A 24,650-nucleotide genomic window follows, 5' to 3' on the forward strand; every position below is an offset into this window, starting at 1 on the left:
GGGTCAGCGCGGTAGCCAGCACGGCCGCGCGATGCCGTCGGACGAACGTCGACGCCCGGTAGCTGAACGTGTCCGGCCGTGCCGAAATCGGCAACTTGCGCGTGAACCGCAGGAGGTCCTCGCTCAAATGCGCTGGTGAGGCATAGCGGCGTTCCGGCTGTTTGCGCAGCGCGTTCATGACGATGACGTCCAGATCGCCCCGCAGGAGGCGTTGGGCGCGTTCGGGTAGTTCGGGTCGCATGCTCGGCCGCGGTGGATCGTGTTCGCAGATGGCCGCTTCGATCTGCGTTGGCGACAGGGCGGTGAGGTTATACGGGCGCACGCCGGCGAGCAGTTCGTACAGCAGGATGCCGAGCGCGTACACATCGGAAGCTGTGGTTATGGTTTGGCCGAGGACCTGCTCGGGACTGGCGTATTCCAGCGTCATCAGACGCGCGCCGGTGCGCGTCACAGGTCCCTGGTGCGACCTCTGGGGGTCGTCCAGCAGTTTCGCGATGCCGAAGTCCAGCAGCTTGACCTCCCCCGACGCATCGACGAGGATGTTCGAGGGTTTGAGATCGCGGTGTATGACCAGATTCTGGTGCGCATGCTGAACGGCGGCGCAGACGGATCGAAAGAGGGTGATGCGCTGCGTCAGCGTGAGGTTTTGGCGATCGCAGTAGCGGTCGATGGGAAGGCCCCGAACGTATTCCATCGCGAGGAACGGCCGCCCGTCCGGCGCCACGCCGCCATCGAACAGACGCGCGATGTTCGGGTGCTGAAGCGAGGCCAGAACCTGGCGCTCGTGGAAAAGATGATCGAGCCGGTCGCGGCGGAGGTCGCCGGGACGGGCCAGCTTGAGGGCCACATGCCGGCTAAATTGCCCGTCGGTGCGCTCGGCCAGGTAAACGGTCCCCATCCCGCCCGATCCGAGGATACGCACCAGGGTATAGGGGCCGATCCGGTCTCCCGGCGCGTCCATCGCCTGTTGGTCGAGGGCCAGATAGAAGGTGTCCGCGTCGATCGGTTCCTCAAGAAATGAGGGGTCTGCATCGAGGGCCTGGACGAGCGAGTACACCTCGGCTCGCAGGGCCTCATCGTCGATTCGGGCCATGAACGCGGGGCGCTCGGCGGCGGTCAGGGCGCAGACGTCCTCGAAAAGCGCCTTGAGATGGTCCCATCGTGTGGAGTCGTTCATGAGATGGCATGGCGGAAGGTGGTGCCATGGCATATGCGGCATTTTAGGCCGGACAGGCTCATGGATCGGGTGTTTTTCGGGCGGACTCTCCAAAAAGCGCCCGGTGCAACCAGGCCTTGCCCAGATTCCAGTCCCGTTTGACCGTGGCCGGCGAGAGCGCCAGGGCCTCGGCCGTCTCAGCAATCGTTAGACCTCCGAAGTACCGGCATTCCACGATGCGGCAGAGCCTCGCGTCGACCGTTTCGAGCTGCGTCATCGCCTGGTCGAGCGCAAGGAGGTCCTCCAGATGATCCTCGGATACAAGCACGTTTTCTTCCAGCGTCAGGTTGAACTGTCCACCGCCGCGCTTGGCGCGGTTGCGCCGCCGCGCGTAATCGATCAGGATATGGCGCATCGCGCGCGCGGCGACGGCAAAGAAATGGGTCCGGTTCTGCCACGGCGTCGCTTCCTGTCCGAGCAGGCTAAGATACGCCTCGTGCACGAGGGCCGTGGTGTTCAGGGTATGCTGGGCACGTTCGTGTCGCAGGTAGACGTGGGCGAGGCGTTGCAATTCGTCATAGACCAGCGGCATCAACCGATCGAAGGCCTCCGGTTCGCCTTCGCGCCAACGGATGAGAAGGGCTGTTACTTCGCGTGATGAAGTGGGCATCGGCCAGACTATGGCGTAAATCATCGAAACGGGGCGGCGTGTCCGGAAGATACGCGGTACCCCTCAAAAAATTTAACGCCTTTTGAGCCACATCGCGGAGAAAGGTCGCTTCCCCTCGTGAACCGCCGGCCAACAGGCGGTTCGTTCTCCATCCATCCTATCCTGATTTGACCTGTTATGAACTACAATCCGACCTATCCGCTCACGCTCCTCCTTCTGCTAGCCGTGTTCGCCGGCTGCGATTCAGCCGATGACGCCACGGATCCCGAAAATCAGCTGGGTTCGTACGAGTTCACGGTTTCCGGCGATGTATCCCGCACCCTGACCGGTCCGATTGCCCAGTTCGGCGCCGCCACCGATCCATCGACGGGGGTTTCGGGGTTTGGGCTCAGTTTCGGGAATGCCGGCTCCGAATACGTCGCGATTACACGGCAGGGGAGCCAGCCCGGAGCCGGGACGCACCCCATCGCCACGTTCGACACGTCAACAGGCGAACTGGGGCCCGACGAGTTTATCGCCACCTACTATACCGGGGGCCAGGTCTTCGTGTCGAGCGGCGGTACCCTTACGCTGTCAAAGTCGGACAATAACCGCATGGAGGGAACGATCAGCTTTACGGCGACCAGCTTGCTGCCCACGCAGCCCGGCACGGTCACCGTCACCGGGAATTTTGCGGCGGTAGGGATCGCCGTCGTGAACCCCTGATCGACGCCTCTCCCGCTCCGTTCACGAAACCTGGACTCTCAGATACCATGCGCCAATTTGTCGTATCCGTGATGACCCTCGCCATCCTGTTTACGCCGGGTGTTCTCGCCGCCCAGGATGTCGGTGAGGGCCTCTGGGCGAACTACGATTTCGTGCCCGGTCATCGCGTGCTCGCCTACCACGACTTCGACGCGGCCTACGTCGGTAATTTTCCGGACAGGATGACCTATCTCGAAGGGGAGATGGATATCGTTCGGTTGCCCGATGGCAACCAGGCGCTCCGAACCCGGAATACGGGCCGGTTTGTCGTTCCGCTGGAGGAGGCGTTACCCGCCAGATTCACTGTGGAATTTCGCGTGCACGCTACCGACGCTCGCTCGTTCGTGATGATGTATTCGACGGAGGAGAAAGGCGCGGGCCGCTCGCCGGGCAAGACGCTCGCTGCCCTCGTGGGCTCACAGGCGACAGGATTGACCGTGGGGAAATATGCCGAAGGGCCGAAATCGACCCGCGGCATGCCTCCGGCGTTTCTGGTGGAGGACTGGGTGAATGTGCGCATCGCGGTCGATGGCCCGTACTGGAAAATGTATGTGGATGAAACGCGGGTGGCGAACATCCCACAGGTCGATTTCCCGCGCGGTAACGGCCTCGCCTTCTACCTGAGTATGTATCCGTACGATGGGGACGATCTGTTTGTCGACGACATCCGCATCGCGGAAGGCGGACGTGCTATCCTTTATGACCAGCTCAGCGCCACCGGCAAGGTGATCACCAAAGGCATTCTGTTCGATACCGACAGCGACCGGATTCGGCCGGAGTCCACCCCAACACTGATGGATATCGCCGCCATGCTCGAGCAGCATCCTGAGCTTCGGCTGCGCATCGAAGGCCATACCGACGACACGGGTTCGGCGACCCACAACAAACCCCTGTCCGAGCGCCGCGCGGCAGCGGTGAAGGCCTGGCTCGTGGGAAAACGCGGCGTCGACGCCTCGCGTCTGGAGTCTGCGGGTCTCGGTGCGGAGCAGCCTGTCGCCGGCAACGATACGGCGGAAGGCCGGCAACAGAACCGGCGGGTCGAATTGCACCGGCTATAGGTCTGGTCGGCCAGCTCGCGTAGTTAAGCGCCGGCGTCCCGATCGCGCTGGACCTGTCGCGTCAGGCTCAGCGCGAGGGCGCCGAGCACGGCCACGCCGAATGCCAGGGCGGCCCAGAGCAGCACGGTTTTCCAGTCGACATCCATCGGCTTTCGAAGCCGGCTCTCCCCGCCGAGCGCCCGGATCGCTCCGGGCCGCGCGTCCTCCAGTTGGGCGGTCGAGGTCAGCCGGCTGATGTCGCTGGCCGCAAAGGCCGCCGGCCCGATTTCGCCGTTGCCGAAGGCCAGGGTATAGGGCGGCGCTCCGCGGGTCAGAAACAGGACGCGCGACGGCGACCAGCCGAGCACGACGATCGGGTGGAGCGAGGGATCGCCCTCGGCGCCCTGGCCGGCCACGACCCGCCAGTATCGGTTGTGCGTGAGCCGGATGGGGATCTCGGGTGACTCGAGGGTCTGCCCATTCTCTTCGATGCGGTACGCCGTTCCCGAATAATGCCGGCGCCAGGGGCCGTCCGGACTCGCGGCGGACTCGATGCGGATCCGCGCCAGCGTGTTGGGTTTGTCGAACGTGACGCGGACGCGATCGACGGGGTATACGCCGTTTTGCTCGGCGTCGAACACGCCGCGGTCGGTCTGCAGGGTGGTCAGATGGAGCCAGCGACGCACCGGAGGCGGATCGTCCGCCGTGAGCGTTGCGGCGATGCGGCTGATGGGCGGGGGCGCCCCGCGGAACCGGATGCGGTAGTAGCGCGCATCCCGCGCCGGCAGCTTCAGCTCGTCCCGCAGCAACACGCTCCCCATCCGGCGCAGCTGGGCGACGGTCGCGGCGTCGCCCCACGGCTGCCACCGGTTCAGGTCCTCGCTCGTCTCCACGTAGGCCTCGACCAGGAAATCGTCGGCGGTATCCTCCCACGCCAGCGTGATCGCGTTCACCGGCTTGTCCAGCGCGCTCGCGTCGACGACAAACGCCGTGACGGCCGGGTCGGGCGTCGCCGGCCGTCCGTCGACGCGTACGAGCGTCCCCGATGCGGTGCGGCGGACTTCGACCTGCACGTCGCCGGCGTCCTCTCCCGTGATCCGGTAAAGCGGGAAAAAGGGGAGCGCGACACGGTCCGGCGGCGGCTCGGCCTCCGCGCCCATGTTTTCGATGGCATAGGCGAGCGGCTCGCCGTCGCTGTTGAACAGCCGGATGTCGCCCAGGTCGGCGCGGGTGGCGATGGTGTAGACGGTGTCCGGCAGGACGAAGCGCTGCACCGGGCTGGTGCCGACGGTGTCGATCACGATCCCGTAGGCGAAGCGCGCGGGGGTGATGTCCTGACCGTGCGCCCGAGGCGGCAGACCGGCCAGCAAGCACAGGACGGCGGCCGCTCCCGGGACGATCGAGCGAAAACGTTTCATCAGATCGAGTCGTTGGGTTGAACGGGAAGCGGGGGCGTGTCGGGGGCCGTGGCGCTGCCGGCGTCGTCGTCGCGCGCCGGCGGTACCGGGGCGATATAGCCGATGATCAGCAGCAGCACGCCGACGACCATGAACGAGATGACCTTCATCATCATGGTCAACGACGACAGATCCACCACAAACAGCTTGACGACCACGAGGGCGAGCAGGGCGCCGGAGGCAAACCACACGGCCCGGTTCCGGCTGCGGTGCGCCCACGCCATCGCCGTGACGGCGATGAGCGTCCAGCAGATGGACAACGCGGTCTGAAACAGCCCGGAAGCCGCGAGCGTGTCCGGATCATACGACACGCCGGCCCAGAAGTGCACGGTGCGTGCGATGGTGGCGTTCAGCCAGAGGAATATGGTGAAGGCCAGGACCCAGATGAGCCCACGGCGCACGTCCGGGCCGGCCAGCAGGGATATATCCGCGCGCGCTTCCCGGTACCACGCGATGGCGGCGACGACCGTGAAGCCGAGCACGAGGTCGAGCGGGTTCAGCAGCGGGACGTAGGGCAGCGGCGATGCGGCGGCCTCACGTCCGATGCTGAGGATCGATCCGATCCAGAGCGCCAGGAGCGGCAGGCCCAGCGCGAAGAGCAGGTACGTGCGGCGATGCGGGGCAAAAGGCCACCAGCCGGCTCGAAGGCCGCGCAGCGCAAGCAGCGCGGCGGCGAGCGTCGGGAGCATCAGCCCGAGCAGCGTCCACGCGGAACGGCCCGAGCCCGACAGGTTTTCCATCCACATGCCGCACGACCAGGTGACGACAAGCAGCAGGTGCCAGAGCGCGCCGGCATGATAGGCGCGCGTCAACCACGCCGGCTGGTCGCGTTCCGTCCGATGCAGCACCAGGTATTCGATGGCGAATGCCACCGCCCAGACCGCCAGCCCGTAGCCTTTCAGCGGATGATCGGCAAAAAGCAGCGGCAGGAAGGCCAGGTAATACAGCGGCAGCGGGTACAGGGCGGCGAGTCGCATGCCGCGCCACGACAGCCGCGCGCCCACCGCGAAGAGGGCAAGCGAAGACAGCGCCAGGAAGGCGACGCCTGCGTCGATCGCCGGTTTGTTGCTGAAGAGGCGCGTGATCTCGAACAGTCCGCCGCCCGCCAGCCACGCCACGCCGATCGCCAGAAAGAGCGGTTCGAGCGTCCGCTCCCAGGTCGCGGACCGATCGCTGCGCCGGTGGATCTGGAAGGCGGTGAAAAACGCGGCGGCGCTCAGCGAGGCGAAGCCGGTGACCATCGGGTTGAGGACGCTCAGGAGTGCGTGCCGCTGGTCGTACGATAACTCGTCCAGCGCCTGGAACAGGAAGAGGCCGGCTGCGAGCTGCAGGAGCACCCCGAAGATGCGGAGCCGCAGCTGGTTTTGCCGGCATCCGAGCCATACCAGCGCCGCCCCTTCGAGCGCCCAGCCGGCGCCCGTCCACGACGCGTCCAGCGCGAACGGCAGGGTCATCGTGAGGAGCCCCAGCGCGATGGCGGCGAAGGACTCGACCATCAGTCGGAGCAACTCCGGAGCGCGCTGATAGACCAGCCAAGCGGCCACGGTGTAGAAGCCGCCCAGGATGAGCGAGCTCCAGGCGAGTCCGTACGGGATCGACTCGACGAGCGCGCTCTGCAGGGTGAAGGCCACCACGGGCAGGGCGAAGACCAGCGTGCCGTCGATCGGCGGACGCCCTTCTCGCCGCTGCCGCGTGGCGTACAGGATCGACAGGGCGAAGTAGCAGAGAAAGAAGCCGATCAGGAACGGTTCGGTGGAGGCGAAAAGCTCCGGCCGGTAACTCAATCCGCCCCACACGGCCCCGATGCCGAACGTGCTGTAGAAACCCACCCGGTTCAGCCAGCGCCAGGGTTTGAACCAGGCGATGGCGAACAGGCCGGCGTTGAGCACGGCATAAAAGCCAAACAGCATCACGTGATCGCCCGAGCCGGTCGAGGCCAGCACCGGGGCCAGGAAACCGCCCAGGAAACCGATGACGGCGAGGCCTTCGCTGTCCTCCAGGATGGCGATGGCGGCGCCGAGCAACGCGGTGACCAGCAGTAGCAGCAGCGCGATGCCGGGATCGATCAGGCCATACACCTTGAAGGCGGTGTAGATGGTGAGATACAGGACGGCGAGGCCCCCGCCCTGGAGCGACAGCCCGTAGCCCCGGCGCAGCGCCTTGAAGCGCCAGCCGGCGCCGATCAGGCCGATGCCCACCGCCGCGACGGCGGCCAGCCGCAGCTCGATCGGGAAGACGTCGTTGTCGATGGCCAGCTTGACCAGAAATGACAGCGCGAAGAAGAGGACGATGACGCCGGCGCGCACGATGACGTTGCCCCCGAACAGGAACCGCCGCGCCGCGGCGATGCCCTCGTCGAGGATCGTCGGCTTGCGCACCCTGGGCGGTGCATCGGGCGCCGGCTCGGGATCGAACGGCACGAAGACAGGCGCCGGCTCGTCGGACGACTGGACGACTTCGACGGGTTCGGGCGTCTCGACTGCGGCGGGGATGGGCGGCGGCGCATCCAGTCGTTCGGTGGCGGGGCGTTCCGCCACGGGGACCTCCAGCCGGCCGGCCAGGCGCTGTTCGACCTCCTTGAGCCGGCGGCGCAGATCGAGTTGATCGTGCAGCAGGTAACCTAGAAAGGCGCCGAGGAGGATGCCTTCTTCGTCAAGGATCGCGGCGCCCGCAAATGCGCCCAGTAGCATGAGGATCCAACGCATGGAAACGTAGGTCTGGTCCGATGAGCGAATGGGGGCGCATGCAAAAGAGCTTCAGGGGCCTTCCGGCTGCCGGCCGATAGCCCGCAACCGGTCGACGCAAAGCCCTCATTCCTGTCGCGCAAAGTACATCACGTCGTCGTCATAAAGCGCGGGGTTGCCCGCGTTGCGCAGAAGAAAAGCGCGAAGCGCGGCGCTGGTCGACGGGTTGTCGTCCATCAGGTCGTCGGTTACCAGTTCGGCGCGCAGCGTGCGGTCGTCCGTAAAGGCGAAGCGGACGATCAGGTATTCGTCGTCGTCTTCCGAGAGGATTTTCAGGTTGCCGTAGTAGTCGCCGGCCAGCTTCGTGGCATAGGCCTGGAAGCGGTAGGTTTCCTGATCCCCGTCGAGATCGGCCGAGGTCACGACGATGGAGAACTGGATGGAATCCCGGGTCGAGATGGTCATGTGGGGCGGCGTTTCGTCCGGTGCATCCGCGCCGGCCGCCAGCCCGATCCATGTGCCGGCGAGCCCCCCGATGCGGGGCGCTTCGTCGAGCGGGGCGATCGGGACGGGCGAGGTGTAGCAGCCCATCAGAAAAAGGAGTCCGAAAAGGGCGCCGGCGGGAATCAATCGGGTGCTGTTCATGGCTGTGCTCGGTGGATGAAAGGAACGCCAGACAACTTCGATCATTTGGGCGCACCGGTTGCGCCAGGGGGTATGACGTTTACGCGTTGGCGCGGATGTGACAGGAAATGGCGTGTTTTTGCCAGTCGCATGGCCCCGTTTCGCGGATAGGAAGCGCTTTCATTTTTCTAAACTTCAAACAAGTCGCAGAAATCTTTCTTCTTGCGCATGTACAATGAAGGTTCCCTTTTCTCACGGCAGCAGGTGCGGGGCGTCCCATGAAGGTAGCCAAGTTCGGCGGCAGTTCACTGGCCACGGCTGAGCAGGTCCAAAAAGTCTGCGCCATCGTGCGTTCCGATACAGACCGTCGCCTCGTTGTCGTCTCCGCGCCGGGGGCGCGCTTCAGCGGCGACATCAAGGTAACCGACCTGCTGATTCGGCTCGCCCGGGCCTGGGAGGCGCGCGCGGGATGGGAAGCGATCCTGGAGGAGATCGTCGGGCGGTATGCGGCGATCGCGGAGGCCTGCGGGGCGCCGGCTACGGTGGTGCGGGCCATCCAGGCGGATCTCGAGGCGCGGCTGAACGGCGCCTATCCGTCTCCGGGCTATTTCATGGACGCGATGAAGGCCGCCGGCGAGGACAACAGCGCGCGCCTGGTGGCGGAATGCCTCCGGGTGTGCGGCGTGGAGGCCCATTATGTAAACCCGGGCGACGCCGGCATGCTGCTGTCCGACGAGGCCGGAAACGCCCGCGTGCTCCCGGAGGCCTATCCCCGGCTGCACGCCCTGCGCGAGCGGGCCGGCGTCACCATCTTTCCGGGCTTCTTCGGCTACGCGCCCTCCGGCCAGGTCGTGACGTTTCCCCGGGGCGGATCGGACATCACCGGCGCCATTCTCGCCGCCGCGGTCGATGCCGATGTCTATGAAAACTTTACCGACGTCGACTCGGTCCTGGCAGCCAACCCGCGAGTGATCGACGATCCGGAGCCCATATCGACCCTCACCTACCGCGAAATGCGGGAGCTGTCGTATTCCGGCTTCTCTGTCTTTCACGACGAGGCGCTCGCGCCTGTATTCCTGAAGCGTATCCCCGTGAACATCCGAAACACGAACAACCCTTCCGCGCCCGGCACGTTCGTCGTGGGCGCGCGCGACATCGAACCGGGCCGGCCCGTGGTAGGCATTGCGGCGATGAAAGGGTTCTGTAGCGTGTACATCAGCAAATACCTGATGAACCGGCAGGTCGGTTTTGGCCGGCGCGTCCTGCAGGTATTCGAGGATGAGGGGATCAGCTATGAACACGCGCCGTCGGGGATCGACGACATGTCGGTCATCCTGCGCGAGTCGCTGTTTCCGGTCGACGTCGAGTCCCGCGTCGTGGATACCCTCCGGAATCAGCTGGAGGCCGACGACGTGTCGGTCGAGCGGGGGCTGGCCCTCATCATGCTGGTGGGCGAAGGCATGCGGCATTCGATCGGCATCACCGCCCGCGCCGGCGCGGCGTTCCGGCGCGCCAACGTCAACATTGAGATCATCAACCAGGGCTCCAGCGAAGTGAGCATGATGTTCGGCGTGAAAAACGACGACATGGACGCCGCCGTACGCGCGCTGTACAGCGAGTTTTTCCCGGATTGACCCCCGGCATGAACCTTTTGCTTTTTTTCGCGGCGAATGGTGCGCGAGTGGACTTGAATCCTTACCTTAGGCCGTCGTTGTAACTCTAACGCCAGCTTGGAGATGGATCCAGTACAGCTCAGTAGTTTGCTCCATTCGACCGGGTATAAGCTCAGCACGGCGTTGAGTCCCCGTCAGGGCAATGTGTGGATGGCGCTCATGATCCACGCCGGCCAGTTCACCTTTCTCGAGCGCGAGCATGCGATCGCCGTGACGGAGCTCTGCGAGCGGGTCAACCTGGCGAACGATTGCGAGGCCGGCGCGGTCGAGGCGGTGAAGGATGTCCTCAACAGCCTCATGCGGGTATCCGCCGTCCGATCGGACGAGACGTCCTACTACCGCCACACGCTCATCACCTGGTTTGCCATCGAAGGCCAGACGCTCCGTTACAGCCTCGACGGCGCCTTCATGCACCGCGTCCTCCCGATCGTCACCCGCGCCAACTGAGGGCGGCGCTTACATCCCGTCGGGCGCGGGCCCGAACGGATCTTCGAGCGACGGGCTCTGCGGCGTCATCAGCTCGGCGCCCGCTTCCGTGATGACCATGTCGTCCTCGAGGCGGACGCCGAATTCGCCGGGGATGTAGATGCCGGGTTCGTCGCTGAAGGTCATCCCCGGTTGCAGCAGCAGCGTGTTGCCTTTCACCAGGTAGGGCCATTCGTGCCCGTCCATTCCGATACCGTGACCGACGCGGTGGGTGAAATAGGTGTAGCCGGGTCCGTAGCCGGCGTCCTCGATCACCTTCCGGGCTGCGGCATCGACGGCCTGCGCCTCGACGCCGGGACGCGCCGCGCGCCAGGCGGCCGTCTGGGCGCGCAACTCGATGTCGAATACCTGCTTCATCTTGTCGGTCGGCTTGCCGAGGACAAACGTGCGGCTCAGGTCCGACTGGTACCCTTCCACCGTGCAGCCGCCGTCGATGAGCAGGATCGATCCTTCCCGGATCGTCTGCGGGGTGCGCGAGCCGTGCGGGAGGGCGGAATATTCGCCGACCTGCACATCGGCGCCGCCGGAGAAGCCGAGGCGGTCGTGGGCCTGGGATACCAGCCGGCGAAAATCGTCCTGCGTCATGCCCTCTTCGAGCGACAGGTAGGCGGCTTCGTAGGCTTTCAGCGTCACCGCCGACGCGAGGCGCATCAGTTCCAGTTCGTGCGCATCTTTGACGCCGCGGCAGCCGGCGGTCACCGGCGTGGCGCTCGTGATCTCGATTGGCGGGGCGGCGTGCCGGATGCCGTCGCTGAAGACGAAGCGTACCGTTTCCTCCACCCCCAGCCGGCCGGTGCGCATGCCCCGCTCCGCGAGTCCGCGCGCCACGAGGGCGTACGGGTCTTCGTGTTCGTACCAGGTGAGCACGTCGGCGGTGCCCTTGAGCGGGCCCATGTCGATCTGCTCCATGGCCCGGTCTTCCTCGAACGACGGGCACACGACGAAGGCGCGCCCCGTCCGGGGCAGCACCAGCGCGAAGAGGCGTTCGCTGTTGCCCCAGCGGATCCCCGTGAAATAGGAAAGCGACGTCCCGCCGGCCAGCACGATCGCGTCGATGCGTTCGGAAGTCATGAGCTGCCGCGCCCGCTCGATCCGGCCTGCGCGCTCCGCTACGGTGATGGGCCGGGCCTGATCCTTCATGGAGGTCAGGGCCTCGATGGCCGGCGGAAGGTCGGTGGCGGAAGCCCGGGTGGGCGTCACGCAGCCGGCGAGGGCGAGGGCGGCGCCCGAGGTCGATGCCGCGCCGATAAAGGCTCGTCTGGATATCATGGTTTCTGTCGCGGATTCCGGTGAGAACGCCTCAATATACGGAAAGGGCTGAAGGTTCAAGGTTTGAGGTTTAAGGTTTAAGGGAGGACGCCCTGCGCTCATCCAGGGAGCTCGAACCTTAAACCTTGAACCCTGAACCTTAAACCTTGAACCCTGACCCTCCCTGCGGGAGCGGTTTTCCCCTACAGGCGGGGAGGGGCTTGCCGGATGGCACAAGCGGGCGCCGCCTTGCGCGCGCAGGCCCGATTGCGCCGTATCTATCTAGCAGTTACCTGCATCAACAGTCCGCCGTACAGGAGGCGGCAGGATATGTCGAAGCATGCATCACTCGGACACTTTACTGCTGCTGGCAGCACCTACAACATCGCACGCATTGTCGGATTCGGCATCATGGGTGTCGGTATGTTCTTGATGCTGCTGGTCGTGATGTCGATCGGAGAAGCGGAATGGCAGGCCTGGGTATGGATGCTCATTGGGGCAATCGGCATCCTGTCGCTTGGCGCGATTGTGTGGACGCTGGGTAACATCGAGTGGCACTTCCGTGAAGTACGCGCGCTGATGGAAGCGACGCACAATGAAACGAAAGAAGGTACGCTCATCTTATAACCTCTTTCGCCATCGGCGCGTTGTTCACCTGGACAAGGTGCTTGCAGCCAGGGGCGGGAGCCAAACTCCCGCCCCTTTTCTTTAGGCCGGCGCCCGGTCTTATTCCGCGGGGGCCGCATGGGGTGAGGCGCCGGGCCGGCCCGTCTTGAAGAGCAGCAGCAGCGGCAGCGAGGCGATGAGGATGAGCCCGCTCACGAGATAGATGTGGCTGAAGGCGAGCACGTACGCCTGTTGCGTCAGGATCCGATCCAGGATCGTCAGGGCCTGCTGCTTCGCGGTGGCCGCGTCCGTTCCCTGGGCGACCATCCGGTGGACGAGCGCATCCAGCCGCGTCCGCGTGGCGACGTCGTAGCCGGAGAGGTGCGTGGAGAGCACGGCCTTGTTCTGGATGGTGATGCGCACCAGGGACGATGCCATGACGGCGATGCTGAGCGAGCCTCCCATCTGCCGGAAAAAATTATAGAGACCCGAGGCCTGGCCGAGATCCCGCCGGTTCACGTCGCTGAGCGTCAGGTTGGTCATCGGAACGAACACCAGGCCCAGTCCGAAACCGCGGTAGAGCAGCGGCCAGAAAAAATCGCCGGCGCCGCTCTGCGCCGTCATCTTCGAGAGCTGCCACATCGAGCCCGCGAACAGGAAGGAGCCGACGACGATGAGGAGGCGATTATCCACCACCCGACTGAGGCGGCCGACGAACAGCATGGCGAACGCGGTCGCCAGGGCGCCGGGGAGGATGAGGACGCCGGTCTGCAGGGCCGTCAGGTGAAGGATCTGCTGGAAGTAGACCGGCAGAATGAACACCGACCCCATCAGGCCGGCGCCGACGACGATGCCGAGAATGGTGCCGGCGGTGAACTGGGTGTTTTTCAGGATGCTGAAATCGATGACCGGCGCCTCGGCCGTCAATTCGCGCCAGACGAGGAGCGCCGTCGCCACGATCGTGGCCGCCGTCATCCCCACGATGAGCCGGGATTCGAACCAGTCGTACTGGTCGCCCCGCTCGAGCACGAACTGGAGCATCCCCACGCTGAGGATCAGCAGGGCGATGCCCGGCAAATCGATCGTCCGCGTCGGCACGTCTTCCGTGTTGTCGTGGACGTAGGCGACGATCATCGCGCAGGCCAGGATGCCGAAGGGGATGTTGATGTAAAAGATCCACGGCCACGTGTAGTTGTCGGTGATCCATCCCCCCAGGGTGGGCCCGAGTGTGGGGCCGACCATGATCCCGAGTCCAAAAAACGCCATGGCCGTGCCCGTCTCTTCCCTGGGGAAGGATTCGTAGAGGATGGCCTGCGACGTCGCCATCAGCGCGCCTCCGCCGATGCCCTGGATGATGCGCCAGAAGACGAGCGTGCCCAGCGTGTCGGCCGTGCCGCAGAGAAACGAGGCGATGGTGAAGAGCAGGATGCTGCCGGCGAAGTACTGCTTGCGTCCGAAAAAGGAGGCCAGCCATCCGGTCATCGGGATCACGATGACGCTCGCCACGATGTAGCTCGTCGACACCAGCGAGATCTCGTCGAGCGAAACGCCCAGGTTGCCCATCATGCTGGGAATCGCGACGTTGACGATCGACGAGTCGATGACCTGCATCATCGCGGCCAGGGATACGGCGGCGGCGATGATGTAGCGATTTTTGTAGCGCTCATCGAGGCCGGCCTGCAGCGGCGCCGGCGGGCGCATGGTTCCGGTAGGATGCCGTTGGGCCACGTTTATTCGGCGGTTTGAACGTGGACGACGGCGGAGAGCCCCGGCCGCAGGGGCTGCGCCGGACCGCAGCCGTCGACGATCCGAATGCGGGTGGAGACGCGCTGGACGACCTTCGTATAGTTGCCGGTGGCGTTGTCCGGAGGCAGGAGCGCGAACGTCGCGCCCGTCGCCGGGCTGATGCTCTCGATCTCGCCGCGTGCCGTGCACTCGGGGTAGGCGTCCAGCTCGATGTCGACCGACTGCCCCGGCGTGAGCTGCGCCAGATCGGTCTCCTTGAAATGCGCGGTCACCCAGACGTCGGTGTCCGAAACGATGGCCATCAGCGGCTGCCCGGGTTGCAGGAGCTGGCCGACTTCCACCGATTTCTTCGCCACGATACCCCGCGCCGGCGCGGTCACGTGGGCGTATTCCAGCTCCAGGGCGGCGGCATCGCGCCGCGCCTGCGCCACCGCCAGCCGGGCGCCGGCCAGCCGGACGGACGATTCGGCCGAAGCGATCTCGGCCTGCGACGCGGCTTCCTGCTGCTCGAGCGCCCGCACCGTCGCATGGGCCGATGTCGCGGCGGCGCTGGCGGCATCCAGCTGGAGTTGCGACACCATTTGCTCCGCCGCCAGGGCCTTGTACCGTTCCAGGTCGCGATCCGCGCGCTCCGCGTTGGCCCGCGCCGCGGCGATCTGCGCCTCCAGGGCTTCCGACTGCCGCTGCACGCGCACGACGTCGGTCTGGCTGCGCCCGTGCGCGACGATCTCGGCTTCCGCCAGCGCGGCGGTCGCCCCGGCCAGTGTCGTCTGGAGTTCGACATCGTCCAGCACGACCAGCGGCGCATCGCGGTCGACCTCCTGGTTGTTCTGGACGTTCACGGCTTTGACGTAGCCGCCGACCTTGGCCAGCACCGGGACGATGTGTCCCTCGATCTGGGCGTCATCGGTGGAGACGTGGCGGACCGCATAGTGCCACTTCTGATAGCCCCACCCGAGGCCGGCGACCGCGCCGGCCAGGGCGATCACCACCCAGACCATCCGGCGAAGCGGGGCTTTTCTGCCGGGTGAAGACGTCGCGTTATACTCCGTAGATTCGACCGGTGCGGGCGTTGTGGTAGATGGTGCTTCCATGTTCGGATTACGTCAGGGTAAGTCGGTAAGCGTGCCCTGGATGACGGCGAGGCGCAGGTGCGCCGTTTCCAGGTTCGTCTGTGCGGCCACGAGTTGCGTACGGGCGTCCCCCAGCCCCAGCGAGGCGGCGATGAGGTCGGCGTTGCTGGCGATCCCCGTTTCGAACTGGCGCTGGGCCTGGTGGATTTCCTGTTCGGCGAGGTTCAGCCGGATCTGCGCCGCCATGAGCTGGTCCTCGGCGTTCGCGACGGTGAACTGGGCCTTGCGGAGGGCAAATCGGATGGCGTCCTGCAGCTCTTCCCGGTTCGTTTGTGCTTCGCGCAGCGCCGCCTGCTGCTCCTCGATACGATGGCGGACGTTAAAGCCGTCGAAGACGGGCACCACCAGCGAGATGCCCAGGTCGTACGTGTTCAGCAGGGCGGCCGGCCGGAGGCCGATCAGGCCTTCGTCGGCGACGACGCGGAGCGACGGGTACCGCTCGGCCTTGATGGAGGCGATCGAGGCGTTGATCGCCGTTTCATGTTGTCGGGCAGCCGCCAGATCGGCCCGTCTGGCGAGGGCGGTGTCGAACCCGGCCACCGTGTCCGCCGGCAGCGCCGCCATCGCGTTTTCCGTCAGCCGGAAGGCGAACGTCGCCTCCGCCGGCAGGCCGAGCGCCCGCTGGAGATCCAGCCGGGTCTGCCGCTCGTTGTTGGCCGCGGCCACGAGCTGGGCGTTGACCGTGGCGAGCCGCACTTCGGCGCGCGTAACGTCCAGCGCCAGCGCGACACCTGCCTCGAGCTGCCGCCGGGCCACGTGAAGCCCTTCCTCCGCATTCGCCCGGTCCGTTTCGCGGGCGCGGCGGAGCGCTACGGCCTCCGCCGCCGCGACATAGACCACGGCGGCCCGGACAGCGGATTCTTCGGCGACGAGCGCGGCGGCGCTGCGCGCCGTTTCGATCCCCGTATTCGCTTCCTCGATCCGGCGCCACCGGGCGACGTTGATCAGATCCGCCTGGAGCCTCGCGCGCACGTCAAGGAGGTAGACCGGGCCGTGGACCTCACCGTCGGGGTCGAACAGCGGGGGCTGGTCGGCGACGGAGGGAAAGCTGAGGCCGAAGGAGGCGGTGTTGAAGGTCCGCGCTGTCTCCCCGATCTCGGCCGACACGCGCGGATACAGGCCGGCGCGGGCCTGATCGAACCGCGCGATGCGCTGGTCGACGCGATACGCCGCCGCCTTGACGTCGAGGGTGTTCTCGGCCGCCATCCGGGCGGCCTCGCCGAGGCTCAACGTCAGGGTGTCGGCTCCCTGCGCGCCCGCCGGGTCGACGAAGCCAAACACCATGAGGGCCAGGCCGGCGATCAGGCCGGCGCGCTGCCGAACGAAAGCGAAGAATCGAAAGCTCATGTGCGCTCTATTGCCGCGAAAAAGAATTCCTGGATGTCGTCGAGGACGCTGGAGGGTGGCTGGCTGGCCAGGTGCAGGTACAGGTCTGGACGGCTCAGCCACATCGCGTGCTTGACGCAGAGGGCGAGCAGCATCCGGGCCGCCACGCCCGGGTCGAGCGTCCTGAACTGCCCTTCCTTCACCCCCTCGTCGATGAGGCCGGCGATGACCGAAGAGATCTTTCCGGCGATTTCCTGGCTGTAGAACTGTGTCAGATCCGGGTAATCGTTCAGTTCGGCGTAGATCAGCCGGCTGACGGTGTGGAATTGTGCCGAACAGAAGAACGCCCAGAGCGCGGGCAGGAGGGCTACGAGCCGGTCCCGCGGGGTGTCGCCCACCGCCGCTTCCCGGAGCGATGCGACGGCCTCTTCGACGGTCCGCAGGACGACGCCGCGCACCAGATCGCTCTTCGTCTTGAAGTACAGGTAAATCGTTCCCTTCGCCACCCCGGCCCTCGCCGCGATGTCCGAAACGCGGGCGCCGGCGAGCCCGCACGCGCCGAACTCGCACAACGCTGCATCGAGAATCTCGTCCGGGCGATCGTTGGGCCGGCGGCGGCGTGTTCGCGGTGCGGGTTCCATGAGGCGGCGGGTGGAAAAGGGATGCGGGATATGTCCCGCCCCGGTGATGATAATCGGCGCTGCCGGCATCCCGATGTCGGGCGCGCCGGAGTGCGCGAGGTCAGTTACTGACTCCTCGGTCAGTAGGGGTGCAATACGATACTCGGATGGATGGGATCCGGCTTCGGCGGGTGATTGGATGAATTGCCTGTGCAGGTAGCGCTTCCTGTTGCGAGTACAAAAAAAGAGACCTCCAAAAGATGCGTTTGCGTCATCTTTCGAAGGTCTCTCACAGGCCCTCAGGGGGGAGTCGCCTCGATCAGGTCGTCGTCTTCTGGTGGCGATCCATCAGCCGTTCGCGCCATCGTCTGGCGCGTTTGGTGATCGATTGTTTGAGACGGGATACCGCGACATTGATGTCATCGGCTTCTTCTTCGAGGAAAAAGTGATCTCCAGGTACCGTAATGTTGGCTTTGGCGCGGAAGATCTGCCCTTTTTCCTCGTGCCGGGAAAGGAGCAGGTCGATCCGAATCGTCTCCGGGTTGGTTTTGCCAAAGAACCGGAGGGTATCCTCTATCTTCTCGGTGGCGTACGTACGCAGGTTCTCGGTCAGTCGCATGCCGACCGTCTGAATCGTGATGCCCATATCTTACTCCTCTTGGATTTGATGTGCAGCAAAAACGACGAGGCATTCGCCTCGTTGTGCGACGGGGCCTGATGCCAGGATACGATACGCAGGGTATCGGTCGCATAGGAAGCTTTCACTACGGGTGACGTAGGGGAAACATGTACATTGTATCTTTACCGCCCGTGAGCGACAACGACCTTATTATGCACGGACCAACCGATGAATCCGTTCCCCTCGACGCCCTGCTCGTCGAGCGATTTCCTTTTCTGAAGGATGCCGCCGACGGACTGCTGGATGCCCTGGTGAGCCAGGGCATTCGAAAACGGCTCGCCCCCGGTGATTTTATCTGTCTCGAGGGGAATCAATGCACGTTTCTGCCGTTCGTGCTCGAAGGGCGCGCGCGGGTATACAAGGCCAGCGACGCCGGCCGCGAAATTACCTTGTACCGCATCGAGGCCGGCGAGAGCTGCGTCCTGACCGCGTCGTGCATCCTGAACCGGATCGCGTTCCCGGCTTTTGCGATCGCCGAGACGTCCGTCGAGGGATTTCTCGTGCCAGCCCCGGTCTTTCGTTCGTGGATCGACGAATACAGCGCGTGGCGCATGTTCGTTTTCGACCTGTTCGCCCAGCGGTTGTCGAGCATCATCAATGTCGTGGAGGAGGTGGTCTTCCGCCGGCTCGATGCCCGCCTGGCCACTTTTCTCACAGAGGCCGGCGAGGACCGGGTGGCGATGACGCACGAAGCGATCGCCACGGAACTCGGCAGCTCGCGCGAGGTGGTCAGCCGGCTGCTCAAGGAGTTTCAGCTGGACGGGCTGGTCGAGCTCGAACGGGGCGTCATCCATCTGGCGGATCGGCAGGGATTGCGCCGGCGCGCGCAAAAAATGTAGTCCTTGTGACTTTGTCACGGACATTCCGGGTGGAAAGGGTTTAGTTTAGACCAGCAATCACGAAAGAGCCTGGTCGTAAAGACGTCAAGCCATGAAACGCGAGACATGGGTAACCCTGGGTAAACTGGCGCTGGTCTGCCTGATCTGCGTCGGCCTCATCGCCGGTCTCGTCTTTCTCCTTTCCTGACACACCCACCAAACGCAATCCTTGAGGTAACCGCCATGAAAAAGAATATGGGAACCATCGATCGTGCCGTCCGGGTCGTCGTGGCCGTCGTCATCGGCATTCTGTACTTCACGAACCAGATCACCGGCACCCCGGCGATCATTCTGGGCATCCTGGCCATCGTTTTTCTGCTGACGAGCCTGGTCAGCACGTGCCCGCTTTATCTGCCCTTCGGATTGTCGACCCGCGGCAAGGAAGTAGCCTGACGCCGGCTGACGGGCTTTTCGATGGACGCGCTGCGGTCCGTGACGCGCGCCGGGCCGGAATCCATGCCGGACTCCGGGCCCCGCGCGTCGCGGACCGCGCAGCCATAACGTGTGCATGCAACATTATCTGGATCTTATCGCGGAGGGGTACGCCGGCTACGCGCGCTACCTCTGGTATGAAATCACCCATCCGCACTGGACGAACTACTTCTACTGGCTGATCGGCGTGTCGGCCGTGTTTTTTCTGGTGGAGATCGTGCGCCCCTGGCGGAAGGATCAGGCCCGTTTCCGGAAGGATTTCTGGCTCGATTTCTTCTACATGTTCTTTAATTTTTTCTTCTTTTCGCTGATCGTCTACAACGCCGCTTCCCAGCTGTTCGTCGAGCTCTTCAACGATGCGCTGGGGCTCTTCGGGATCCGGAATATCGTGGCGATCCACCTGGATAGCTGGCCTGTATGGGGTCAGTTGTTCACCCTGTTCGTCGTGCGCGATTTCATCCAGTGGAACGTGCACCGCCTGCTGCACAGCGTCCCGTGGCTCTGGGAATTCCACAAGGTGCACCATTCCGTGGAGGAGATGGGCTTCGCGGCGCATCTTCGGTTTCACTGGATGGAGAACGTGGTGTACCGGGTGATCGAGTACATCCCGCTGGGCATGATCGGGTTCGGGATCGACGACTTCTTCGTGGTGCACATCTTCACGCTGGTCGTCGGGCATTTTAATCATTCCAACTTCAAGCTGAGGCTGGGGCCGCTGAAGTATATTCTGAACAACCCGCAGATGCACATCTGGCACCACGCGCGGGTCTGGCCGGAGGCGCACGCCACCGGCGTCAATTTCGGCTTGACTCTCAGTGTCTGGGACTATTTATTTAAAACGGACTACATCCCCCATGACGGGAGAGACATCGAGCTAGGATTCGAAGGACTGGAGTCCTTCCCCAAAACATTCGTCTCTCAAAATCTGCACGGCCTCCCGTTGCGACGCACCGGCAAGAAACGCTAGGTGCGGCTCATCACCCTATGCGATCAAGGATATTTCGGGTTCTGCGCGTCACCACCGTGCTTACCCGCAGGCGTTTGTTTGTGCTAACGCTTGCCCTGCTATGTGCTGGCCTCGCGCTGGTCATCTACTGGCGCGGTACGGCCCTCACGGTCACGCCGGCCATGCTCGACGGGGCGCTCCGCTCGGAGTCGTCCCCGACGCTCATCGATGTGCGCACCGGGTACGAGTACGCCCGCGGGCACATCCCCAACGCCATCAGCATCCCCCTCCACGTCCTGCTCACCCGGTACGACGAACTGGCGATCGCGCCGGACAAGCCGGTGGTCGTCTATTGCGGCCACGGCCCCCGCGCGTGCATCGCGTCGTTCGTGCTCCAGTTGGTCGGGTTCGAGCAGGTGTACGTGCTGAAGGGACAGATCACGGGATGGCGCGACGCCGGCCTGCCGCTGTCGAGTTGAGGCGCTCCGTAGCTTTTTGCGGAGTCTTAACAGTAGATGCGCTATCTTGGCGGCAATGCTCGGAGTCCGGATCGTTCTTTTTGCGCGATTTTCCGCCCTGACGCGCGTCCTGGCGGCATGCCGAATGATGAGAAGAGGGATGTTGTCAGGGGCCGTGCATTCGGTTCGCTTCGGTCGGATGCGGGCGAAAAGCGCTGATTTTGCACGAATGCACGGCGGCGATCGACGGGGCTCCCCCACCCGCGCCGGTCCGCCGGCTTCCGTCGAGCGAGCGCCTTTTGACTCCTGAACACTTCGCTCTATATTTTGCGCTGAGAAAGAATCGTTCCGTCAGATACCCTGATTCTTTATACCCTTCAGCATCGATGGGAGGTATGAACGTGTCTCGCTCGGTTATGTCTGCTTTGCCTGATCACACCACGGACGTCATCGCCCCGGTGTCGGCTGCAACGTCGTTGCTGACGTGCACGCAACTTCCCCCCATCTCCCATATCGGTAATACACCGCTCATCCGGTTGCGCAAAGTGACCGAAGGGCTGCCGGAGCGCGTGGCGGTCTACGCCAAAGCCGAACACCTCAACCCGAGCGGGTCCGTCAAGGATCGCACGGCGCTGCAGATCATCGTCGAGGCCATCCGCTCGGGCGAGTTGCACCCGGGCAAGACGCTCATCGATTCGACCAGCGGCAACACCGGCATCTCCTATGCGATGATCGGCGCCGCGCTCGGCATCCCGGTCGAAATCGCCATGCCGGAGAACGCCTCGGAAGAACGCAAGCAAACGCTCCAGTCGTACGGCGCCCGGCTCACCCTCACGGATCCGGCGCTGGGTTCGGACGGCGCGCAATGTTACGTGCGGGACAAGCTGGCCGAGGATGCGGATGGGTATTTTTATGCGGACCAGTACAACAACGACGCCAACTGGCGCGCGCACTACGCCGGCACCGGGCACGAGATCATCGAACAAACCCACGGCCGGGTGACGCATTTTGTCGCCGGCGTCGGGACGACGGGCACCTTCGTGGGCGCCACGCGGCGGCTCAAGGCGTATAACAGCGCCATCGTGTGCTCCGCCCTGCAGCCGGACAATCCGCATCACGTGCTGAAAGGCCTGCGCCACATGGAAACGGCCCTCGTGCCCGGCATCTACGACGCGAGCCTCTCCGATCTGGACCTGCGGTGCAGCAACGATGAGGCGTTCGAGATGACGCGCCGGCTGGCGCGCGAGGAAGGGCTCCTCGTCGGGATCTCGGCCGGCGCCAACGTGGCGGCCTCGATCAAGCTCGCCCAGCAGTTGACCGAAGGCACGGTAGTGACCATCCTGTGCGACAGCGGCAACCGCTACCTCAGCCAGTCCTTCTGGGTATAGACGCTACCCCACCGCCCCATCTCCTGAGACAGCCGGCTGCCCGTCATGCTCGACCGCCTGTTCACATTCCTGTTTTTTATCTATTTCATCGTGACGGCCGTCACCTGCGTCCTCATCGCGGTCGTGATCCGCATCGTGACGCAGCCCTTCGACCCGCGCCTGATCGTCCTGCACAAGTTCGCGTCCTTCTGGGCATCCCTCTACATCTGGGGCATGCCGGCGTGGAAGGTCGTCGTCGTCGGGCGCGAGAAGATCGACCAGAAAGCCACCTACGTCATCGTGTCGAATCACCAGTCGCTGATCGACATCCTCGCGGGCTATATGATCTACACCCATTTCAAATGGGTCGCCAAGGCCGAACTCTTCAAGGTCCCGTTCGTGGGGTGGAACATGATGCTCAATCGCCACGTGAAGCTGAAACGGGGCGACCGCCAGGGCATCGTGGACATGATGAAGGCCGCCGGCGCGCATCTGGAGCAGGGCAGCAGCGTGTACATCTTTCCGGAAGGGACGCGTTCGACCACCGGCGAGATGCAGCCGTTCAAATCGGGAGCGTTCGCCCTCGCCAAACGGGCGCAGGTCGCCATCCTGCCCGTCGCCATCATCGGCAGCAAGGATGCGCTCCCCAAAGGGCGCCTCTCCATCAGCGGACGGCACATCATCTACGTGCGGGTGCTCAACCCCATTCCGTACGAGACATTCGCCGACGAGGACGTCAAGACGCTCACCGAGCGGGTGCACGACCTCATCGAAGCCGCCGTGCGGGCCGGCTGATCCGCGCTCAGAACGAGGCGAATGCCTGTTTCTGATAGGCGTCGACGCTGAGCGGCGCTGCGGCGGTGGTCGGATCCACCTGGGCCGGAACCGTAGCCTGAGCACGGTACACGGGCTTGACGGGCGGATCGTAATAAATTTCGGGTGTCAGGCCACTCGCCAGTCGAACGACGAGGAAAAAGAAAAGCACGACGCAGATGCAAACGATAAAGACGAAATATCGAAGCGCACCCGTCGATGCGGCACTTGAGTTATCTACTAGTGTCATGTAGGTCTGTACTTACTTCACTTCCGGCCACAGGTGGCGCAGCCAGCATTCAGGCGGTGTTTCAGGGGACACGCCAGGGGTAGTACGAGCCGGGGTGGCATCGCGTAAACAAGGTAGGGAAATGCCTGCCACGCCAGCGAGTCGTTTCGGGTATCCGAGAACGCGTCATTGGCACACGATATGGCGGACCCATGCGCCATTTCTACGCTGCCCCAGGTAGGAGGTGGAGGGGTCAAGGTTTGAGGATCAAGGTTTAAGGCACCCTTCCCTTAAACCTTGATCCTCAAACCTCGAACTCCTACCCCCCTCAGTCAACACGGTCTTGCAGTGCCTGGATCATCGGTTTGCCGAGCAGAGGGGCGGCGTCACCGCCGACGGTGAGGTAGGGTTCGGGTTTGGCCGGCGCATCGCTCGCGGCCAGTTTCGCGACTTCCGCTGCGTTTTCCTCGGCCGATTCGAGCTGCAGGGCGATGGAGCGGTTGTCGACCGCCCTCGCGCCCGCGGTCAGCGCCTTGTAGGCCTCGTCGGTCGGTACCCCGTTGCGGAGCGGGAGGTGGAGCACGGCGTCGCCGGCGGGCTGCGGCGCTTCGAGCAGGGCGAGCCGCTGCATCGACCGGGCCGCGTCCTCGATGGTTTCCACGTTGATGGCCGGGAAATAGAGCCCGTGCCGGTCGACCCCCTGGAACGCCCGTTTGGTGATGCTCTGCAGGTTGGGGCGTTTGCTGGCCGGCCCATCCCCCTTTCCGATGCCGCCGCCGAACTCGAATACGATGTTGACGCCGTCGGTGATGGCGCGCTGGACGCTCCAGATCCACTTGACCGGGTTGAAGAGCTGGAAAAACAGGTACGCCTTGATCTTGGACGGGTCTTCCTCGTGGTATTCGCCCGTGTAGTTGGACAACACGCGGCACGCCGGCGACTTGATGTCCGCCGCGTTGAGCGCTGGCCGGAACGCCTCGGCGGCCGTGATCATCAGGTACGTATGGAACGCGCCTTCCGTGTTGAGGGGGATGCCCTTCACGCCGAGGCTCTCGGCATAGGTTTGCAGCGCCTCCAGGTCTTCCTCGGTCCCTCCCACGACGGTTTGCTCGGGCAGGTTGCACCCGCCGATGCCGCAATAAAACCGGTCCGCGAAGCCGCGTACGGTATCGAGTTCCAGTTTGAAGGCCACCATTTTGCCTCGGCCGTATTCGCCCATGAGCTCGCCCCGTTTCTGGACGAGAAGGAGCGCCTGCTCGAACGTCAGCGCGCCCGAGGCGACGAGCGCCGAATATTCGCCGAGGCTGTGGCCGGCCGCGACGGCGGGGGCGAACGCGCCGTCCGTCAACTCCCGAAACACCTCCATGCAGGCGATGGCGTGCGTCAGCAACGCCGGCTGCGTGTGGCGGGTGCGCGTCAGCTCTTCGTCGGGCCCCTCGAACGAAAGGCGCGTGATATCGAAGCCGAGGATCTCGTTGGCCTGGCGATAGAGGGCGCGGGCCGTCTCGTACCGTTCGCAGAGATCGCTTCCCATGCCCACATATTGCGAGCCCTGTCCGGGAAACGTAAACATGATCTGGGGTTCGTAAGCAGCCATGGGTCGGCGGAGGGTTGGTGGTTGGACGGCGCTAAAGGTAC

The 24,650-nt window shown here is 64.4% G+C and carries 24 protein-coding genes; 11 read left to right on the plus strand and 13 right to left on the minus strand.

Annotated features, from left to right (window positions below):
• Both R2834_15725 and R2834_15730 read right to left on the minus strand, forming a co-directional pair.
• Nucleotides 1–1,177 (minus strand): serine/threonine-protein kinase (locus tag R2834_15725; GenBank protein MEZ4701787.1); only part of this gene is annotated, 1,177 nt, incomplete at its 3' end.
• A 58-nt stretch (nt 1,178–1,235) separates the two neighbouring features.
• On the minus strand, nt 1,236–1,850 hold the full coding sequence (locus R2834_15730; GenBank protein ID MEZ4701788.1) for a sigma-70 family RNA polymerase sigma factor: 615 nt from the start codon (nt 1,848–1,850) through the stop codon (nt 1,236–1,238).
• Between the two features lie 153 nt (nt 1,851–2,003).
• Between R2834_15730 and R2834_15735 the strand changes: the two genes are divergently transcribed.
• Together R2834_15735 and R2834_15740 are read left to right on the plus strand one after the other, a co-directional pair.
• Nucleotides 2,004–2,531: a hypothetical protein gene (locus tag R2834_15735; GenBank protein ID MEZ4701789.1), complete on the plus strand. Its 528-nt coding sequence runs from the start codon at nt 2,004–2,006 to the stop codon at nt 2,529–2,531.
• A 47-nt stretch (nt 2,532–2,578) separates the two neighbouring features.
• On the plus strand, nt 2,579–3,628 hold the full coding sequence (locus R2834_15740) for an OmpA family protein (protein ID MEZ4701790.1): 1,050 nt from the start codon (nt 2,579–2,581) through the stop codon (nt 3,626–3,628).
• Between the two features lie 23 nt (nt 3,629–3,651).
• Here R2834_15740 and R2834_15745 read toward each other — a convergent pair whose 3' ends face one another.
• The 3 genes from R2834_15745 to R2834_15755 form a co-directional block, all read right to left on the minus strand.
• On the minus strand, nt 3,652–5,025 hold the full coding sequence (locus R2834_15745; GenBank protein MEZ4701791.1) for a DUF3999 domain-containing protein: 1,374 nt from the start codon (nt 5,023–5,025) through the stop codon (nt 3,652–3,654).
• Complete coding sequence (locus tag R2834_15750) at nt 5,025–7,769, minus strand: DUF2339 domain-containing protein (protein MEZ4701792.1); 2,745 nt, start codon at nt 7,767–7,769, stop codon at nt 5,025–5,027. Before R2834_15750 ends, R2834_15745 begins: the two co-directional genes overlap by 1 nt.
• 105 nt (nt 7,770–7,874) lie before the next feature.
• Nucleotides 7,875–8,393, minus strand: a complete 519-nt coding sequence (locus R2834_15755) for a hypothetical protein (protein MEZ4701793.1) — start codon at nt 8,391–8,393, stop codon at nt 7,875–7,877.
• 257 nt (nt 8,394–8,650) lie between these two features.
• Between R2834_15755 and R2834_15760 the strand changes: the two genes are divergently transcribed.
• Nucleotides 8,651–10,006 carry an aspartate kinase gene (locus tag R2834_15760; protein ID MEZ4701794.1) on the plus strand — a complete coding sequence of 452 codons (1,356 nt, stop codon included), beginning with the start codon at nt 8,651–8,653 and terminating at the stop codon, nt 10,004–10,006.
• 126 nt (nt 10,007–10,132) lie between these two features.
• Nucleotides 10,133–10,492, plus strand: coding sequence for a hypothetical protein (locus R2834_15765; GenBank protein ID MEZ4701795.1), 360 nt, complete (start codon nt 10,133–10,135; stop codon nt 10,490–10,492).
• Between the two features lie 9 nt (nt 10,493–10,501).
• On the opposite strand, the gene R2834_15770 is transcribed toward R2834_15765, so the two are convergent.
• Nucleotides 10,502–11,800, minus strand: coding sequence for a Xaa-Pro peptidase family protein (locus tag R2834_15770; protein ID MEZ4701796.1), 1,299 nt, complete (start codon nt 11,798–11,800; stop codon nt 10,502–10,504).
• Nucleotides 11,801–12,028: 228 nt separating this feature from the next.
• Between R2834_15770 and R2834_15775 the strand changes: the two genes are divergently transcribed.
• Nucleotides 12,029–12,406 carry a sulfite exporter TauE/SafE family protein gene (locus tag R2834_15775; protein MEZ4701797.1) on the plus strand — a complete coding sequence of 126 codons (378 nt, stop codon included), beginning with the start codon at nt 12,029–12,031 and terminating at the stop codon, nt 12,404–12,406.
• Nucleotides 12,407–12,505: 99 nt separating this feature from the next.
• On the opposite strand, the gene R2834_15780 is transcribed toward R2834_15775, so the two are convergent.
• The 5 genes from R2834_15780 to R2834_15800 form a co-directional block, all read right to left on the minus strand.
• Nucleotides 12,506–14,086: a DHA2 family efflux MFS transporter permease subunit gene (locus R2834_15780; GenBank protein ID MEZ4701798.1), complete on the minus strand. Its 1,581-nt coding sequence runs from the start codon at nt 14,084–14,086 to the stop codon at nt 12,506–12,508.
• Nucleotides 14,087–14,115: 29 nt separating this feature from the next.
• A complete protein-coding gene (locus tag R2834_15785) occupies nt 14,116–15,225 on the minus strand; it encodes an HlyD family secretion protein (GenBank protein ID MEZ4701799.1) in 1,110 nt (369 codons plus the stop codon).
• Between the two features lie 12 nt (nt 15,226–15,237).
• The gene (locus R2834_15790) at nt 15,238–16,611 is read right to left on the minus strand and encodes a TolC family protein (GenBank protein ID MEZ4701800.1); all 1,374 of its coding nucleotides are present in this window, start codon (nt 16,609–16,611) and stop codon (nt 15,238–15,240) included.
• Nucleotides 16,608–17,231 (minus strand): TetR/AcrR family transcriptional regulator, encoded by a 624-nt coding sequence (locus R2834_15795; protein ID MEZ4701801.1) that lies wholly within the window; start codon nt 17,229–17,231, stop codon nt 16,608–16,610. The genes R2834_15790 and R2834_15795 overlap by 4 nt, the downstream gene beginning before the upstream one ends.
• Nucleotides 17,232–17,529: 298 nt before the next feature.
• The gene (locus R2834_15800; GenBank protein ID MEZ4701802.1) at nt 17,530–17,856 is read right to left on the minus strand and encodes an HPF/RaiA family ribosome-associated protein; all 327 of its coding nucleotides are present in this window, start codon (nt 17,854–17,856) and stop codon (nt 17,530–17,532) included.
• A gap of 185 nt (nt 17,857–18,041) precedes the next feature.
• Between R2834_15800 and R2834_15805 the strand changes: the two genes are divergently transcribed.
• The 6 genes from R2834_15805 (at nt 18,042) to R2834_15830 (ending at nt 22,765) form a co-directional block, all read left to right on the plus strand.
• Nucleotides 18,042–18,728, plus strand: coding sequence for a Crp/Fnr family transcriptional regulator (locus R2834_15805; protein MEZ4701803.1), 687 nt, complete (start codon nt 18,042–18,044; stop codon nt 18,726–18,728).
• A gap of 222 nt (nt 18,729–18,950) precedes the next feature.
• On the plus strand, nt 18,951–19,160 hold the full coding sequence (locus R2834_15810; protein MEZ4701804.1) for a DUF2892 domain-containing protein: 210 nt from the start codon (nt 18,951–18,953) through the stop codon (nt 19,158–19,160).
• A gap of 115 nt (nt 19,161–19,275) precedes the next feature.
• The gene (locus R2834_15815; GenBank protein MEZ4701805.1) at nt 19,276–20,166 is read left to right on the plus strand and encodes a sterol desaturase family protein; all 891 of its coding nucleotides are present in this window, start codon (nt 19,276–19,278) and stop codon (nt 20,164–20,166) included.
• Nucleotides 20,167–20,246: 80 nt separating this feature from the next.
• Nucleotides 20,247–20,624, plus strand: a complete 378-nt coding sequence (locus tag R2834_15820) for a rhodanese-like domain-containing protein (GenBank protein ID MEZ4701806.1) — start codon at nt 20,247–20,249, stop codon at nt 20,622–20,624.
• A gap of 395 nt (nt 20,625–21,019) precedes the next feature.
• Entirely contained in the window at nt 21,020–21,991 is a 972-nt protein-coding gene (locus R2834_15825; GenBank protein ID MEZ4701807.1) for a cysteine synthase family protein, read from the plus strand.
• A 45-nt stretch (nt 21,992–22,036) separates the two neighbouring features.
• On the plus strand, nt 22,037–22,765 hold the full coding sequence (locus tag R2834_15830; protein MEZ4701808.1) for a lysophospholipid acyltransferase family protein: 729 nt from the start codon (nt 22,037–22,039) through the stop codon (nt 22,763–22,765).
• Nucleotides 22,766–22,772: 7 nt separating this feature from the next.
• On the opposite strand, the gene R2834_15835 is transcribed toward R2834_15830, so the two are convergent.
• Together R2834_15835 and R2834_15840 are read right to left on the minus strand one after the other, a co-directional pair.
• The gene (locus R2834_15835) at nt 22,773–23,033 is read right to left on the minus strand and encodes a hypothetical protein (protein ID MEZ4701809.1); all 261 of its coding nucleotides are present in this window, start codon (nt 23,031–23,033) and stop codon (nt 22,773–22,775) included.
• 307 nt (nt 23,034–23,340) lie between these two features.
• The gene (locus tag R2834_15840) at nt 23,341–24,609 is read right to left on the minus strand and encodes an ACP S-malonyltransferase (protein ID MEZ4701810.1); all 1,269 of its coding nucleotides are present in this window, start codon (nt 24,607–24,609) and stop codon (nt 23,341–23,343) included.
• Nucleotides 24,610–24,650 lie beyond the last annotated feature (41 nt).

Source organism: Rhodothermales bacterium (assembly GCA_041391505.1).
Taxonomy (GTDB): domain Bacteria; phylum Bacteroidota; class Rhodothermia; order Rhodothermales; family JAHQVL01; genus JAWKNW01.